Source organism: Pseudomonas sp. NPDC088322, assembly GCF_044740745.1.
Classification (GTDB): Bacteria; Pseudomonadota; Gammaproteobacteria; order Pseudomonadales; family Pseudomonadaceae; genus Aquipseudomonas; species Aquipseudomonas shirazensis.
Genome location: NZ_JBIURK010000003.1, coordinates 275142 through 289392, shown reverse-complemented (window position 1 = coordinate 289392; position 14251 = coordinate 275142). Strand labels below are relative to the sequence as shown.

The following is a 14251-nucleotide window of genomic DNA, read 5'->3' as shown; positions in this document are numbered from 1 at the left end:
GGGTCAGTCTTTCCGCTGCTGCTCTTGGACCGGCTGGGCCTGGCCCTCGAGGGTGGTGTGCGGTTGAGTCAGCGGCGCTGTGGTATGCGGCTGTTGGGTTGGCGGCACTGGCTGCACCGGCGGCGGGGTCTGCTCGGCAGGTTTGTGCTCTTCATCGCTCATGGCCTTGCGAAAGCCCTTGATCGACTCACCGAGGTCACCGCCGAAGTTTTTCAGCTTCTTGGTGCCGAACACCAGGACCACCACGACCAGCAGGACGATCCAGTGTTTCCAGTCAAAAATACCCATTTTGTACTCCTGAAAAAGGTGTGTCGGCTTCGCCAATACGCTCCTTGTACAGGAGCGGCCTTGCCGGGGCGCCGGATCGGTCGGAACAGGCTGCAAGGCAGCCCCATCAATCAGTGCATCACTATCAGGCCGAAGGCTGCCGCGCTGCCTTCTCATCATGCCCGGACAAACCAAAGCGGCGGTCCAGTTCATCCAGCACCGCCTGCGGATGTTGCCCCAGTGCCGAAAGCATCACCAGGCTATGGAACCACAAGTCAGCCGTTTCGTAGATGACATCACTGCAGTCGCCGCTGTGCGCAGCGTCCTTGGCAGCAATAATGGTCTCGACCGACTCTTCACCGACCTTCTCGAGGATCTTGTTCAAACCCTTGTGATAGAGGCTGGCAACGTAGGAGCTGTCCGGGGCCGCGCCTTTGCGGGCCTCCAGTACTTCGGCAAGACGGGTCAGGGTATCGCTCATGTCAGTGGCCTGCGCGGTAAATTGCATCGGGATCTTTCAAAACCGGGTCGACGCTGACCCATTGGCCATTTTCGAAGACGCGGTAGAAGCAGCTTTCGCGGCCGGTGTGGCAAGCGATCTGGCCCAGCTGCTCGACCATCAGAATGATCACATCGGCGTCGCAGTCTAGGCGCATCTCGTGCAGCTTCTGCACATGGCCGGACTCCTCACCCTTGCGCCACAGCTTGCCACGCGAGCGCGACCAGTAGATAGCACGGTTTTCGGCGGCCGTCAGAGCCAGCGCTTCGCGGTTCATCCAGGCCATCATCAGCACCCGACCGCTTTTATGGTCCTGGGCAATTGCCGGCACCAGGCCATCGCTGTCCCACTTGATCTCGTCCAGCCAGTCTTTCATCGTCGACTCCAAAACCGGGCCCGCTTCGCTATCGGGCCTGTTGCATTAGTGTGCCAGCCAGCAGCGTGGCTGGCTATCGGCGTACCACCAGGTACAGCCCGGCGCTGAGCATCAGCCAGGCCGGCCACGCCGCTGGCGCACCCAGGCTGACGGCGCCCGTGGCAAGGATGGCGCCACCAGCGAGCAGGCCGGCACCGAGCAGGCGCAGCGCCCATTGATCACCGTTACGACGGCGCTGGGGCATCTGCGGGTCGTGCAGGTGCGGTTGCGACAGGCGCTCGAGCAGGTCGCGGGTCATGTCGGCCAGGTGCGGCAGTTGCTCGGCCTGACTGTAGATATTGCCCAGTACCGCCTTGGGGCTCATGCGCTCGCGCATCCAGCGCTCCAGAAACGGCTTGGCCGTGCTCCACAAGTCCAGATCCGGGTACAGCTGACGGCCCAGGCCTTCGATGTTGAGCAGAGTCTTTTGCAGCAGGACCAGTTGCGGCTGGACTTCCATGTTGAAGCGCCGCGCGGTCTGGAACAGGCGCATCAGCACCTGGCCAAACGAGATGTCCTTCAGCGGCTTCTCGAAGATCGGCTCGCACACGGTGCGGATCGCGGCTTCGAATTCATTGACCTTGGTATGCGCCGGGACCCAGCCGGAGTCGATGTGCAGCTCTGCTACACGGCGATAATCACGGCGGAAGAAGGCGATCAGGTTGCGCGCCAGGTAGTCCTGGTCTTCGGCGGTGAGGCTGCCGACGATCCCGCAGTCGATGGCGATGTACTGCGGGCTCCATGGCTTGACCGTGCTGACGAAGATGTTGCCTGGGTGCATGTCGGCATGGAAGAAACTGTCGCGGAACACCTGGGTGAAGAACACCTCGACGCCACGCTCGGCCAGCAGCTTCATGTCGGTGCGCTGGTCGGCCAGGGCCACCATGTCGGTGACCGGCACGCCATAGATGCGCTCCATCACCAGCACCTTGGGCCGGCACAGGTCCCAATACACTTGCGGCACGTACATCAGATCGGAGCCTTCGAAGTTGCGCCGCAGCTGGCTCGAGTTGGCCGCCTCGCGGAGCAGGTCGAGCTCGTCATAAATAGTTTTTTCGTAGTCGCCGACCACTTCCACCGGGTGCAGGCGGCGGGCATCGGCGGACAACCGCTCGGCGCCCTTGGCGATCAGGAACAGCCAGGCCAGGTCCTGGGCGATGATCGGCTTGAGGCCAGGGCGCACCACCTTGACCACTACCTCTTCGCCGGTCTTCAGGCGTGCGCTATGGACCTGGGCGACCGAGGCCGAGGCCAGTGGCTCGACGTCGAAGCGGCTGAACACTTCGCTGACCTTGGCGCCCAGTTGCGCTTCGATCAGCGCCACTGCCTGTTGCGGGTCGAATGGCGGTACGCGGTCCTGCAGCAACATCAGCTCGTCGGCGACGTCGCTTGGCAGCAGATCGCGGCGGGTCGACAGCAACTGGCCGAACTTGATGAAGATCGGCCCCAGGTCCTGCAGCGCCAGGCGCACCCGTGCGCCTCGGCTGAGCGGCGAGGGCTTGCGCGGCAGCCAGCGCCAGGGCATGAGCAAACGCAGGCTCATCAGCCACCAGGGCAGCGGTTGCTCGAACAGAATGTCATCGAGGCGGTAGCGAATCACTACACGCTGGATACGAAACAGGCGGCGGACGGCGAGCAACTTCATGCGTTATCGCTGGTATCAAGGGATCGGGCAAGGCGGCGGATGCGCGCCTCGAGGCGTTCGACATCGACCTTGACGCGGTCGAGCTCGCTGAATGCGGCCTCGGCTTCGCGGCGGCCGACCAGGGTACGGGATTCTTCGGCAAGGTACTCGGAGAGGTTCTGGCTGAAGCGCGCCAGGCCCTGCCGGGTCCAGCGTGCACGCAGGCGCAGGTGGCCGGCGAGCAGGGCGGTGGGCACCGGGCCCAGCCAACGCGACAGCTCGTACTCCCAGTCCAGCTCAAGGTCTTGCAGCACGGCCACCAGGTCGAGCAACACGGCGCTGTCGCCGTGCAGCTGCACCTGCGGGCTGTGCAGTACAGCGGTCTTGTCCTTGGCCAGGGCCAACTGGACCAGGCTACTGGCCGGTGCGCGCAGGGTGCAGTCGGCCTCGCTTTCCCAATGCGCAGCCAGCAACAGGCCATCTTCATCGGGCAGGATGTACAGCTGCAGGGCCGGCTGCAGACAGTCGATGGCGATCACCTTGCCTTCCAGCGCGGCCAGCCGCGGCAAGGCCGTACTGTCCAGACGCAGGACGCGGTTGAGGCCATGCTCGACGCTGGCGAGCAGCCCGGCCAGCAACATCAGGGTTTGATCCCCCGGTGCACGGCGACGATACCGCTGGTCATGTTGTGATAGGTGACGCGGTCGAAACCGGCATCGACCATCATCGCCTTCAGCGTTTCCTGATCGGGGTGCATGCGGATCGACTCGGCCAGGTAACGGTAGCTTTCCGAGTCATTGGTGATCAGCTTGCCGGCCAGCGGCATGAAGGCGAACGAGTAGGCGTCGTAGGCCTTGGACATCAGCTTGCTGGTCGGCTTGGAGAACTCCAGCACCAGCAGGCGACCACCGGGCTTGAGTACGCGCAGCATGGAGCGGATGGCATCGTCCTTGTGAGTGACGTTGCGCAGGCCGAAGGCGATGGTCACGCAGTCGAAGTGGTTGTCCGGGAACGGCAGCTTTTCCGCGTCGGCCTGGACGAATTCGATGTTGCCGGCCACGCCACGGTCGAGCAGACGGTCACGGCCGACCTTGAGCATCGACTCGTTGATGTCGGCCAGCACGACCTGGCCAGTAGGGCCGACCAGGCGCGAGAACTTGGCTGCCAGATCACCTGTGCCACCGGCGATATCCAGCACCCGGTTGCCACTGCGCACACCGGACAGCTCGATGGTGAAGCGCTTCCACAGGCGGTGCATGCCGCCCGATAGCACGTCGTTCATCAGGTCGTATTTGGCGGCTACGGAGTGGAAAACCTCGGCGACTTTCTTCGCTTTCTGGCTTTCTGGCACATCTTTGTAGCCGAAATGAGTGGTGGGTTCGGCGTGTTCGCCTTTGCGCTGGTCGTTCATATCGCATCACCGGAAAAAAGTATCGCCATTCTAGGGGCAATGGGCGGATTTGTCTTGGCGGGGTGTGCCCTCGGGCAGGGGCGGGCATAATGGCGCCATTGTCTTTATATCCAGGATTGCCCGCATGACCCAGATCAGCGTTGAACGCAAACACGCCCTCGGCCGCGAAGCCGCCCGCGCCAAGGCCGAGGCGCTGGTCGACAAACTGACCCGCGAATATGGCCTGGAAGCCAACTGGCAGGGTGATCGGGTCGAAGTTTCGCGCAGCGGCGCCAAGGGCAGCGTCGAAATCGGCGACGACCTGATCCGCGTTCAATTGAAGCTGGGCATGATGATGTCGATGATGAGCGGCACCATCAAGGGCGAGATCGAACGGGCATTGGACAAGGCCCTGGCCTGAGCCTCCAGTCTTGAGGCATGTGCCGCCTCTGTGGGAGCGGCCTTGCATCGCGATGGGCTGCGCAGCCGTCCCAGTACCGCTACGCTCAGTAAGGCGTGCTAGGGGGCGGAAAACGGGAACAGGTCTTCGATCTGCTCCAGGCGTAGATCCCCGCGGTAGATGCGCACCCGCTCCGCCGGGTTGACTGTGCGCTGCAGTTGTTCTTCCCGGCTCATCGCGCGTGGCTCCCAGAACTTCAGGTGGCCTTTGGCAAACGCGCGTGGCGCGGCTTGTGCGCTGGAGTAATGGAAGTGCGCTTCCCATAGCTGCTGGTGCGGCATCGTGCGGTTGATGGCGTAGACATCCAGGTAATCCTTGTCCTTGAGCCGTTTACGCAGCGTGGTCGGCACGCGTTGGATCTGTACCTCGCCTTGCGCCACCAGAAAGTGCAACGCCTGGCTGTCAGGGTGGCGGGTATCAAGGTAGGCCTGCGTCAGCAGGCGGCGCTTTTCACTTTGCATTTGCCCGATGGCCTCACGCAGTTGGGTGGCAAGCGCCTGCTCCTGGCCGGCTTCAAGCTGCGTGGCAATGCCGTCCATGTCCTGGATGTGCCAGTCCAGCAGGTCGGCGAGGCTGTTGGGCTCGTTCAGGTAGCGGGCGGCCAGTGCGAGCCTGGCGTCCTTGCGCGCCAGCAGGCTTGAGCCAACACGGCGCAGGTAGGCGTTACCGGGCGGGGTCGGCGCGGCTTTGGCCGCCTCGGCCCATTGGCCGTCACGCTGCTCGTAGTGGCTGACTGCCTGGTCGGTGAGCGGATCATGCTGGACTGCAAGCGTTCCTTGATCGTTTTGCTCGGCGAGCAGCGGCTTGCCGCGAGCGGTGCGGATCAAACGACGGTTGCCCGGTCGTTCCCTGTGGGTCATCGGCACAACTGGCGGCGTGGCGCCACTGTCGTTGTCGCGCAGGGTGTTGCTCAATTGCTCGACGGTCAGTGCTTCCAGTTGGGAAAGCTCGCGGATGTAGTCCTCGACCCTGGGCTTGTCCACCGCAGGCTCGTCGAGCGACAACAGTTCGTGGGCCTTGCCCAGCGAGGCGCGGTATTCGCGCAATGCGTTGTCCAGCACCTCCACCCTCTCCGCGGGTTCCAGGGCGGTGCCTTCGAGGCTGTCATGGCTGAGCATGGCCTGATGAAAGTCACTGCTGCGAAGACCCGCCTGCAGGCGCAGCACTGCTTCAAAACTCTCGGGCTCCAGACGCGTCCTGTCGATCACCAACTGGGCGAGATCGCTGAAGATCTGTCCACGCACCATGAGGGTCGAATAGGTGCGATACGCAACCGCCTTGCTCATCTTTTCCTGCTGGTTCTCGAACTGGATTCGGTGGTCGGCGTAGATCATGCGGATGTTGGCGTCGAGCCTTTCGCTGACGGTGAGCATACGCTGGTGGGTGGTGAGGGCCTCGGCGACAGTGCGGCGAAACGTGGTGGCTAATTCGATCTCTGCTGGCTCGACAGGAAGGCGTGCGAGCTCCCGTGATTGCTGACTGAGAGAGTCGTAATCGGTCAGCTCCAGTAACCGATGATAAAGGTACTGATCGTTGTTTATGGATTGCTCATACCATTGATTGAGGGCCCGACGGGCGCGAGCCTCAGGGTCCATGCGCTGGTACTGCGGTTCGCCGAGTTCAGTGAAAAGCGCAATATTGGACTCGATCAGCACGGACTGTTTCTCGAAAATGGAGGCCATTATTCCGAGGATGGGGCGGTGTTGCTTGCGCTGCCCATGCAGGTTTTCCAGACGGATACGCAGATCATCCGGGAGCGCTGCGCGCGCATCAGGCGGCAGTTTTTCCATGTCGCTTCGAAAAGCTGCGGCTTCTTGATCATAGGCGCTGAGCAACTGCGCATTGCGTTCTGCGAGCGGTGCCAGCTTGGTCAGCTCGCTGTCGTTGTTGCGGCGACGCTGCTGCAGCGCGTTGAAATGGTCCACTTTCTCTGCGACCGCCTGGCGCCTGCTTTTCGGCATCCCGCCGGCCAGCCTCAGGTCGAGCCGCCACTCGCCGTTCCAGCGGGTGATCCAGGGGCCCTGGGCACGTTCTCGATCAGGCAGGTAGTAACCGTCCGGCGCGCCGCCCCACTGTCCCGACCACTCACTCTGGTTCTGCTCGGGGCCGACGATGCGGACACCGGCAAAGGTCTCCTGGACTTCGTAGGGCTCGTGGTCGAGCACCACATAGTGACGTTCATTCACCTTGAACAGGCCGCGCAGGCGGCCGTGCGGCTGGGCGCTGTGCCCGGCGAGGGAGATCCTTGCGCGCAGGCCGGCCAGCGTCTCACGTTGCGCCGCGGTCAAATGGCCAAGGCCTTGCCGACCCTGCCAACCACTCACCCGCAAAGGTGCCGGACGGCCTTGTTCGACGGGTTCCTGCCAGGGCGCCGGAGAGGGTTCCTCACGGTTGAGCGTGGCGCCGGGTTCGTGCGGTCTGGGCCCTTCGAGACGTGGCTTGAGGGGTGTGGACAGTGTGTCCGGTTGCGCCCCGCTGGCATGACCGTGAACCAGCAGCATGGCCAGGTTGGTCAGCACGTCAGTGACAGCCAGGGCCTTCTCTTCAGGCGTACCCCGCTCCAGCGCGGCGAGGTCATCCTTGAGTGCCGCCAGGCTGATGATCAGCCAGGCCACTGACGCGGCTGGACCGCGTAGCACCGATGCGACCGTGTTGAAGGCCAGCCAGGCCAGTTGACTGATCAGTGCCCAGCGTTGTTGAGCGTTGGAGACGCTTTGCCTGGACGCCAGCACCAGCAGGGCCTTGCCGCGGGCCTGGAACATGTGCTGGTCAAGATCGCCCTGCCAGGCGCTGAAGCGCACCCTTGCCGGCTGGCGCAATCGACTCAGCAGTGCATCCAGCATGTCTGCAGGGGCCAGCAGGTGCGCCAGTTCAGACAGATTGCGGTGCAGGTGCGGTCGCTGGAAACCACCGTCTTCATAGATCGCGCGAGCGTCGTCGTCCATCCAGTCCAGCATGTCTTGCTGCAGGGGCTGATCGGCGAGAACGCTGTCCATCAGTTGCTCGAGGTCGTCGAATTCGCGTACGACCTGCTCGTTGCAAAGCGCCCGGTAAAGCACCCAGGGCCCGTTCGCCTGGAGCCGGATCAGGAACATGCCCTGGACCTCATTGGCCGCAGCCGCTTGCGGCGCACAGAGAAACGCCAGCGGGGCCATGGCGTGGACGCTGGAGCGATCCCCGGGCCGGTCACAGAAATCGGCCAACGCCTGCCAGCTGCGGTCCCGCAACTGGCCAGCGATCTTCGCCTGGAGGGCTCCGAGCAGCAGATGGCTGCGCCATTCGCGGGCGTGCAGCCGCACCCGGTGGGCCGTGTTGCGGGCATCCTGCAGCGCGGCATTGACGTACCCCGGGTAGCGCCCGCCGATGTCGACTGTCCGTATCAACCTGTCGACATACTCAGGAGTCAGCCATTGAGGCGGTTGCGAGCCGTCGGCCAGAAGAATGCCGGTCACCGCTTCATGCTCGCCGACCTGCAGGCGGGTAATGGCCAGCGCGGTGAGCGACTCGGTTCTGAGGTATTGAAGATCGAAGGTCAGCGAAGAGGTCTGCACCCTTTGGGCAATGCTCGCCAGCACCTGGTCTGGCTGTAACAGCCTCCCCTGGGGATGATCCGCGTGCATCTGTTCACGCAGGCAGCGTGAGGCGTATTGGTTGAGGTCTTCGATATCACCCCACGAGGTCTCGCCTTTGGCCAAGGCTTGGCTGGCGGCTAACTGGAGCATGGCCGTCTGGTACTGGAAACGATCGCCCGCGCTGGCCTGGGCCAGCCAGCCCGGTACTTCGATGTTGGGTTGGGCCGCTGGCGGCCACGGCTGATCGAGAAAGCCGGCCGCAGGGTCACTGAGCAGGCTCAGCGCCGCTTCAAGTTCACGCGGGGTAGCGATATCGGCCAGTCGCAGGCGGCCAATCTCATCGAGGATGCCATTGAGCAGCTGGCGGGCCTGATGTGCGAACGTATCCTCCTCCAGCGGCGCCTTCGCCCACACCATCGATTCGAAGTGATACCGCTGTGCCAATTCGTCGCGCAGGGCGCAGGCGAGGGCGGACAGGTCGTGGTAACCGTGCACGGTGCCGGTGGGCTTGCACCAGAGCAGCAAGTCACGATCGGCGTGGCGTGCACAGAGCAACGTGCTGCTGAGTGAGAGGCAGTGCTCGACCCCCGCGCTGTTCAGCCTGACCTGCAGGGCATGGCACACCAGGCCATCGCTGCGGCCCTCGAGCAAGCCGTACAGCACGCTCTTCTCGGCGTCGCCGAGGCCCTGGCGCTGGATGTTGGCCAGCAGGTTTGCTTTCAATAACTGTTGCATCCAGCGCAGAGCGGAGATTTCCGAATCGCCTTCGCGGGCGTTCCAGAAGCCGATCTGGGCTTGCTGGAAACTGTCGATCACGCAGGCCAGCAGGGCGTCGAAATCCTGGTTGAGGTCGGCCATGCGCAGATCGATCTCTGGCTGGCCTGGCCCGGCTTGCTGCGGGTGAAACACCTGTCCCGTTGCCAGGCTGAGCTGATCGGTCGGCGCCAACGCCATGCGCTTTCCGCTGAGCAGATGGGCGATCAGCGTGTCGACCAGCGGGCTTTGCCCAGGCCCTGCGCCGGGGGCTTGGGCGTGGATAATGCCGAAGCCTTCGAGCGATTCGAGCTGAGGGTAGCTGGTACGAATCCACGGATAGCGCCTGGCAAGCGTCTCCAGGCCTTCGTGGGCAATGACCTGGCGCAGGCTGGGGCGGTTGGCGAAGCGCGCCGCGACGAGGCGTTGGATCGAAGCGACGGGCGTTGGGGCGGCAAGCGGCATGGTACAGGTCTCCAGTGCGAAAGGAGCTTGTACGCTAGGTCAGCGGCCGTGGTGGCCTGCGGTAAATACATCAAACGTGGGCCTGGTCGTTGCGGTTGCGTCGCTTAGGGTGAGAATTCTAATTTTTCTGCATACCGTTGTGCTCAAGCCCGAAGTCCGTGGGCAGTTCCTCCATCCCCTATGAGCGAGAGGTGCAGAGCATGGCCAAGATCAATCTGAAGAAAAAAGACGACGCCCAAGGCACGCTGGACGAAGTGCGTAACTATGCGCGCAGAGTCTGGCTGGCAGGCCTGGGCGCCTATGCCCGAGTCGGCCAGGAGAGCACCGACTACTTCAAGGAGCTGGTCAAGGCTGGCGAAGGCGTCGAGAAGCGTGGCAAGAAAGTCATCGACAAAAAGCTCGATGCCGCCAACGAGCAGATCGATGAAGCCGGTGAAGAAGTCAGCCGCGTACGTGGCAAGGTTGAAGTTCAACTCGACAAAATTGAAAAAGCTTTTGATGCGCGTGTCGCGCGTGGCTTGAATCGCCTCGGCATTCCGTCTAAACATGACGTTGAGGCGTTGTCCATCAAGTTGGAACAACTCCACGAGTTGCTCGAGCGTGTCGCGCGCAAACCATAAGGAGAGCAGGATGGCTGGCAAGAAGAATATCGATAAAGAAGGCGGCTCCTGGATCGGCGGAATCGAGAAGTACTCCCGCAAGATCTGGTTGGCTGGCCTGGGTATCTACTCCAAGGTCGATCAGGACGGCCCCAAGCTGTTTGATTCGTTGGTCAAGGACGGCGAAAAAGCCGAGAAGCAGGCGAAGAAGACCGTTGATTCGGCGGCTGATGAAGCCAAGTCGGCAACCTCTTCGCGCGTTGCCGACGTCAAGGAGCGCGCGCTGGGCAAGTGGGGCGAGTTGGAAGAAGCCTTCGACAAGCGCCTCAACAGTGCTATCTCGCGCCTCGGTGTACCGAGCCGCAACGAGATCAAGGCGCTGCACCAGCAGGTCGACACGCTGACCAAGCAGATCGAGAAGCTGACTGGCGCGTCGGTGACGCCGGTGTCCAAGGCGGCCGCGAGCAAATCTGCTGCAAAACCGTTGGCCAAAGCAGCCGCCAAAACCGCCGGCGCCAAGCCTGCAGGCAAAACGGCAGCCGCCAAACCAGCGGCTAAAACCGCAGCGGCCAAGCCTGTAGCCAAGCCGGCGGCCAAGTCTGTAGCTGCCAAGCCTGCGGCGAAACCGGCAGCGGCCAAGGCAGCGGCAGCGAAGAAGCCTGCGCCGAAGAAAGCGCCGGCCAAACCGGCAGCCAGCGCCGCTCCGGCCGCTCCGGCCGCTACCGCAGCACCCGCATCTGCCGCGGCTCCGGGCAGCAGCACGCCGTCGGCACCAACGGGTACCGATACCCTGATCTGATAACGCGTCGTCTTCTTCGCGGGCGAGCCCGCTCCCACAGGTACAGCGCCGATCAGCAGCTCAGCGCAGGCTCCGTGGGAGCGGGCTTGCCCGCGAAGGCCCCAACGCCGGAACCTCAGGTCTACCCCTCCAGATACCGCACCGCCAACTGCTCCGCCGCGGCCCGCGCCTGTGCTTGCAGATGCGGCGCCACCAGCATCATCACCTGGTACACCACCACCCCGACGTCGGCCGCGCGGCCGATCACGCGCTGATAGTCCAGCGAGAACATCAGGGTCATGGTGATCTGCTCGACCAACTGCCCCAACGCCTGAGTATCGCTGGTGACCTGTCCGTGCGCCTTGAGGCTGGCCAGCAGCGCCGCCAGGGTGCGCTTGATCGCGTTGATCAGGCTGCGCATGCCGCGGGCCAGCTTGGGCAGGCGCCCGGTCAGGTTCGACAGGTCCTGAAACAGGAAACGGTACTGGGCCATGCGCTCGACGATCAGGTGCAGGAACAGCCAGTAGTCCTCGGCGTCCAGGCGCACGTCCAGCGGCGGATCGAGCAGCGGCATCAGGGCCTCTTCGAAGCGCTCGAACAGGCCGTTGACCAACGGCTCCTTGCCGTGGAAGTGGTAGTACAGGTTGCCCGGGCTTATGCCCAGCTCGTTGGCGATTTCCAGCGTCGACACATTCGGTTCGCCCTGCTGGTTGAACAACTGCAGGGCACATTCAAGGATACGGTCACGGGTCTTCATCGAGTCAGCGCACCAATACGTAAGTGCCAGGTGCCGGCGCCAGGGGTGGATAGGTGGTGTTGCCCAGGCTGCTGCGCGGAGCTTTCAGCGGCCCCGAGCGCTGGCCGATCCACTCCAGCCACAGTGGCCACCAACTGCCTTCGCTGCGCTTGGCATCATGGAACCAGGCGCGCGGGTCGCTGCTCAGGCGTGGGTTGTCGAGGTAGTAGGCCTTGGGGTTGCCGGGCGGGTTGATGATGCTCTGGATATGGCCGCTGTTGGCCAGCACGAAGCGTTGCTTGCCGCCGACCAGCAGCGCCGAGCGGTACACCGCATCCCAGGGCGTGATGTGATCGTTGCTGCCGGCGACATGAAAGCTGTCCAGCTCGACCTGCTTGAGATTGATCGGCGTGCCGCACACCTCCAGGCCATCGGCGTGGGCCAATGGGTTGAGCTTGAAAAAGTCCAGCAGGTCGCCATGCAGGGCTGCCGGCAGCCGCGTGCTGTCGGCGTTCCAGTAGAGGATGTCGAAGGCCGGCGGGGTCTTGCCGAGCAGGTAGTTGTTGACCCAGTAATTCCAGACCAGATCGTTGGGCCGCATCCAGGCAAAGATCCGCGCCACTTCAGCGCCGTCGAGCACGCCGCGCTGGTAGGAGCGGCGCTTGGCGGCTTCGACTGTCTGCTCGTCGGCAAACAGGCTGGCCGGGCTGTCGAACTGGCTGTCGAGCAGGCTCACCAGATAGGTCGCGCTGCGCACCTTGCGCAGTTGCTTCCTGGCCTGCAGATGGCCTTGCAAGGCCGCCATGGTCAGGCCGCCGGCGCAGGCGCCGAGCAGGTTCGGGTCGCGGTTGCCGGTAATGCTGCGGCAAGCATCGAGCGCTTCCTCCAGCGCCTGCACGTAGCTCGACAGGCCCCATTCGCGGTGACGCGGTTCCGGGTTACGCCAGCTGACCATGAACACCTGCAGGCCGTTCTTGAGCATGTACTGGACGAAGCTGTTGCCGGGGCTGAGGTCGAAAATGTAGTACTTGTTGATCTGCGGCGGCACGATCAGCAGCGGCCGCGCATGCTGTTGCTCGCTCATCGGCTGGTACTGGATCAGCTCCAGCAGCTCGTTGCGAAACACCACCGCGCCGGGCGTGTTGGCCACGTTGCCACCCACGGCGAAGGCGCTCTGGTCGACCTGGCGCGGCATGCCGTCGTTGTGGCGCAGGTCGTCAAGCAGGTGGCCAAGGCCGCGCAGCAGGCTCTGCCCGCCGGTGTTGAGCAGCTCTTTGACGGCCAGCGGGTTGAGCAGCGAGTTGCTCGGCGCCAGCGCGTCGTTGATCTGGTTGAGCAGAAACTGCGCGCGGGCGCGATCATCTGCCGACAGTGAACTGTGCTCGATCCACAGCCGCGATTGTTTCTGCCAGGCCAGATACGCCTGCAGGCCGCGTCGGTACAGCGGGTTGTCCTGCCAGGTCGGGTCAGCAAAGCGGGTGTCACGCGGGTGCGGCTGTAGCGGCGAATCGCCGAGCATCACCCGGCCCAGTTGGCTGCCCAGGGCGAGCAGGTGGCGGGCGGTGTGCAGCGGATCGCGCAGGCCCTGACGGCCAACCTGGCGCAGTGTCGAAATCAGGTCGCGACCGCGCAGGCCGGTGATGGCATTCTGCACATTCATCACCGTGACCGGGGCGGGTGAGTTGCCTTTGGCCGGCTTTTCTTGCATGACAACACTCCCTCGTTGTGATGGCGTCGGTTGCACCAGCGCGGTCGCGGCGTCACTGCCCGAACAGCGCCAGATGCACAGGTGTAGCTAGGTGCCGCTGGCGGGGCGCGGGTGCATCCGTGCGCGCTGCCGTTCCTGCTCGAGAAACTTCATGATGATCGGCGCCACCGCTTCGGCCCGGGTAATCAGGAACAAGTGACCGTCGTCGATGATGTGCAACTGGGCGTTGGGGATGCGCCAGGCCAGCAGGCGCATGTTGATCAGCGGAATCAACGGGTCATCATCACCGGCCAGCACCAGGGTCGGCTGGCTGATCTTGTGCAGCCAGTGAATGCTGGTCCAGCCAAGGCCGGCGAACAGTTGCCAGTAATAACCGAGCTTGCCGCCCGAGCGCACTTTTGCGGCATGCCGGGCAGCCAGTTCCGGGTCGCGGCGAAACGCGCCGCCGTAGATCAGCGGGGCGATACGTATCACATGGGATGGCTGCACATAACGCCGCGGGCTGGCCATCATCCACAGCACCTTGGGCTTGCCCGGCACCATCACCGCGCCGGCCGCCGTGGCCGCCAGCACCAGCTTCTTGCAGCGCTCGGGGTAATCATGGGCGAATTGCTGGGCGAGGGCGCCGCCCCAGGACACGCCGATGACGTTGACCTGGCCGTAGTCGAGGTAGTCGAGCATGCGCGCGGTCAGCTTGGCCAGGCCAGGAAAGCGATATGGCTGGCGCGGCGTCGATGAGCCGCCCACACCGGGCACGTCGAAGGCAATTACCTCGAGGTCCGGGTCAAGCGCCTCGATGAATGGAAACACCAGCTCAAGGTTGGCGCCGATGCCGTTGAAGATCAGCAACGGCGTCAGGTGCGGCTTGCCTGGGCGAACCGCCGTGCGGATGGACTGGTCGTCCAGCTCGACGGTGCGAAAAACATAGGGTTGCGGCATGCGCGAAACTCTGTGAGGAACGAAGCGCCACGGCGCTAGGCCGTGG

At 63.6% G+C, this 14251-nt stretch carries 13 protein-coding genes; 3 read left to right on the top strand and 10 right to left on the bottom strand.

The window, feature by feature from the left end:
- Nucleotides 1-3: 3 nt before the first annotated feature.
- From ACIOAU_RS08910 to ubiE, 6 genes are all read right to left on the bottom strand, one after another.
- A complete protein-coding gene (locus ACIOAU_RS08910; RefSeq protein WP_101315681.1) occupies nucleotides 4-288 on the bottom strand; it encodes a twin-arginine translocase TatA/TatE family subunit in 285 nt (94 codons plus the stop codon).
- A 124-nt stretch (nucleotides 289-412) separates the two neighbouring features.
- A complete protein-coding gene (locus ACIOAU_RS08905) occupies nucleotides 413-748 on the bottom strand; it encodes a phosphoribosyl-ATP diphosphatase (protein ID WP_101315683.1) in 336 nt (111 codons plus the stop codon).
- A gap of 1 nt (nucleotide 749) precedes the next feature.
- Complete coding sequence (gene hisI / locus ACIOAU_RS08900) at nucleotides 750-1142, bottom strand: phosphoribosyl-AMP cyclohydrolase (RefSeq protein WP_101315685.1); 393 nt, start codon at nucleotides 1140-1142, stop codon at nucleotides 750-752.
- Between the two features lie 73 nt (nucleotides 1143-1215).
- Nucleotides 1216-2826 (bottom strand): ubiquinone biosynthesis regulatory protein kinase UbiB, encoded by a 1611-nt coding sequence (gene ubiB / locus ACIOAU_RS08895; protein WP_101315687.1) that lies wholly within the window; start codon nucleotides 2824-2826, stop codon nucleotides 1216-1218.
- The gene (locus ACIOAU_RS08890) at nucleotides 2823-3446 is read right to left on the bottom strand and encodes an SCP2 domain-containing protein (RefSeq protein ID WP_181105772.1); all 624 of its coding nucleotides are present in this window, start codon (nucleotides 3444-3446) and stop codon (nucleotides 2823-2825) included. The genes ubiB and ACIOAU_RS08890 overlap by 4 nt, the downstream gene beginning before the upstream one ends.
- Nucleotides 3446-4216, bottom strand: a complete 771-nt coding sequence (gene ubiE / locus ACIOAU_RS08885; protein ID WP_101315691.1) for a bifunctional demethylmenaquinone methyltransferase/2-methoxy-6-polyprenyl-1,4-benzoquinol methylase UbiE — start codon at nucleotides 4214-4216, stop codon at nucleotides 3446-3448. The genes ACIOAU_RS08890 and ubiE overlap by 1 nt, the downstream gene beginning before the upstream one ends.
- A 124-nt stretch (nucleotides 4217-4340) precedes the next feature.
- Here ubiE and ACIOAU_RS08880 point away from each other — a divergent pair, with 124 nt between their 5' ends.
- Complete coding sequence (locus ACIOAU_RS08880) at nucleotides 4341-4616, top strand: polyhydroxyalkanoic acid system family protein (RefSeq protein ID WP_101315693.1); 276 nt, start codon at nucleotides 4341-4343, stop codon at nucleotides 4614-4616.
- A gap of 98 nt (nucleotides 4617-4714) precedes the next feature.
- Here ACIOAU_RS08880 and ACIOAU_RS08875 read toward each other — a convergent pair whose 3' ends face one another.
- Entirely contained in the window at nucleotides 4715-9445 is a 4731-nt protein-coding gene (locus ACIOAU_RS08875; RefSeq protein ID WP_401181417.1) for a hypothetical protein, read from the bottom strand.
- A gap of 200 nt (nucleotides 9446-9645) precedes the next feature.
- On the opposite strand from ACIOAU_RS08875, the gene ACIOAU_RS08870 reads away from it, so the two are divergent.
- A complete protein-coding gene (locus tag ACIOAU_RS08870; RefSeq protein ID WP_101322926.1) occupies nucleotides 9646-10065 on the top strand; it encodes a phasin family protein in 420 nt (139 codons plus the stop codon).
- A 10-nt stretch (nucleotides 10066-10075) separates the two neighbouring features.
- On the top strand, nucleotides 10076-10843 hold the full coding sequence (locus ACIOAU_RS08865) for a phasin family protein (protein WP_401181414.1): 768 nt from the start codon (nucleotides 10076-10078) through the stop codon (nucleotides 10841-10843).
- Nucleotides 10844-10964: 121 nt separating this feature from the next.
- Here the strand turns inward: ACIOAU_RS08865 and ACIOAU_RS08860 are convergent, their stop codons facing one another.
- The 3 genes from ACIOAU_RS08860 to phaZ all read right to left on the bottom strand — a co-directional run bounded on the left by ACIOAU_RS08860 (nucleotide 10965) and on the right by phaZ (nucleotide 14205).
- On the bottom strand, nucleotides 10965-11579 hold the full coding sequence (locus ACIOAU_RS08860; protein WP_101315700.1) for a TetR/AcrR family transcriptional regulator: 615 nt from the start codon (nucleotides 11577-11579) through the stop codon (nucleotides 10965-10967).
- 4 nt (nucleotides 11580-11583) lie between these two features.
- Nucleotides 11584-13266, bottom strand: a complete 1683-nt coding sequence (phaC, locus tag ACIOAU_RS08855; protein ID WP_150571197.1) for a class II poly(R)-hydroxyalkanoic acid synthase — start codon at nucleotides 13264-13266, stop codon at nucleotides 11584-11586.
- An 87-nt stretch (nucleotides 13267-13353) separates the two neighbouring features.
- The gene (phaZ, locus tag ACIOAU_RS08850; RefSeq protein ID WP_101315704.1) at nucleotides 13354-14205 is read right to left on the bottom strand and encodes a poly(3-hydroxyalkanoate) depolymerase; all 852 of its coding nucleotides are present in this window, start codon (nucleotides 14203-14205) and stop codon (nucleotides 13354-13356) included.
- Between the last annotated feature and the right edge of the window lie 46 nt (nucleotides 14206-14251).

Excerpts from the sequence above, each read along its gene's own strand:
- ACIOAU_RS08910 (WP_101315681.1), bottom strand. The coding sequence starts at position 288 with ATGGGTATTTTTGACTGGAAACACTGGATCGTCCTGCTGGTCGTGGTG.
- ACIOAU_RS08905 (WP_101315683.1), bottom strand. The coding sequence starts at position 748 with ATGAGCGATACCCTGACCCGTCTTGCCGAAGTACTGGAGGCCCGCAAA.
- hisI (WP_101315685.1), bottom strand. The coding sequence starts at position 1,142 with ATGAAAGACTGGCTGGACGAGATCAAGTGGGACAGCGATGGCCTGGTG.
- ubiB (WP_101315687.1), bottom strand. The coding sequence starts at position 2,826 with ATGAAGTTGCTCGCCGTCCGCCGCCTGTTTCGTATCCAGCGTGTAGTG.
- ACIOAU_RS08890 (WP_181105772.1), bottom strand. The coding sequence starts at position 3,446 with ATGTTGCTGGCCGGGCTGCTCGCCAGCGTCGAGCATGGCCTCAACCGC.
- ubiE (WP_101315691.1), bottom strand. The coding sequence starts at position 4,216 with ATGAACGACCAGCGCAAAGGCGAACACGCCGAACCCACCACTCATTTC.
- ACIOAU_RS08880 (WP_101315693.1), top strand. The coding sequence starts at position 4,341 with ATGACCCAGATCAGCGTTGAACGCAAACACGCCCTCGGCCGCGAAGCC.
- ACIOAU_RS08875 (WP_401181417.1), bottom strand. The coding sequence starts at position 9,445 with ATGCCGCTTGCCGCCCCAACGCCCGTCGCTTCGATCCAACGCCTCGTC.
- ACIOAU_RS08870 (WP_101322926.1), top strand. The coding sequence starts at position 9,646 with ATGGCCAAGATCAATCTGAAGAAAAAAGACGACGCCCAAGGCACGCTG.
- ACIOAU_RS08865 (WP_401181414.1), top strand. The coding sequence starts at position 10,076 with ATGGCTGGCAAGAAGAATATCGATAAAGAAGGCGGCTCCTGGATCGGC.
- ACIOAU_RS08860 (WP_101315700.1), bottom strand. The coding sequence starts at position 11,579 with ATGAAGACCCGTGACCGTATCCTTGAATGTGCCCTGCAGTTGTTCAAC.
- phaC (WP_150571197.1), bottom strand. The coding sequence starts at position 13,266 with ATGCAAGAAAAGCCGGCCAAAGGCAACTCACCCGCCCCGGTCACGGTG.
- phaZ (WP_101315704.1), bottom strand. The coding sequence starts at position 14,205 with ATGCCGCAACCCTATGTTTTTCGCACCGTCGAGCTGGACGACCAGTCC.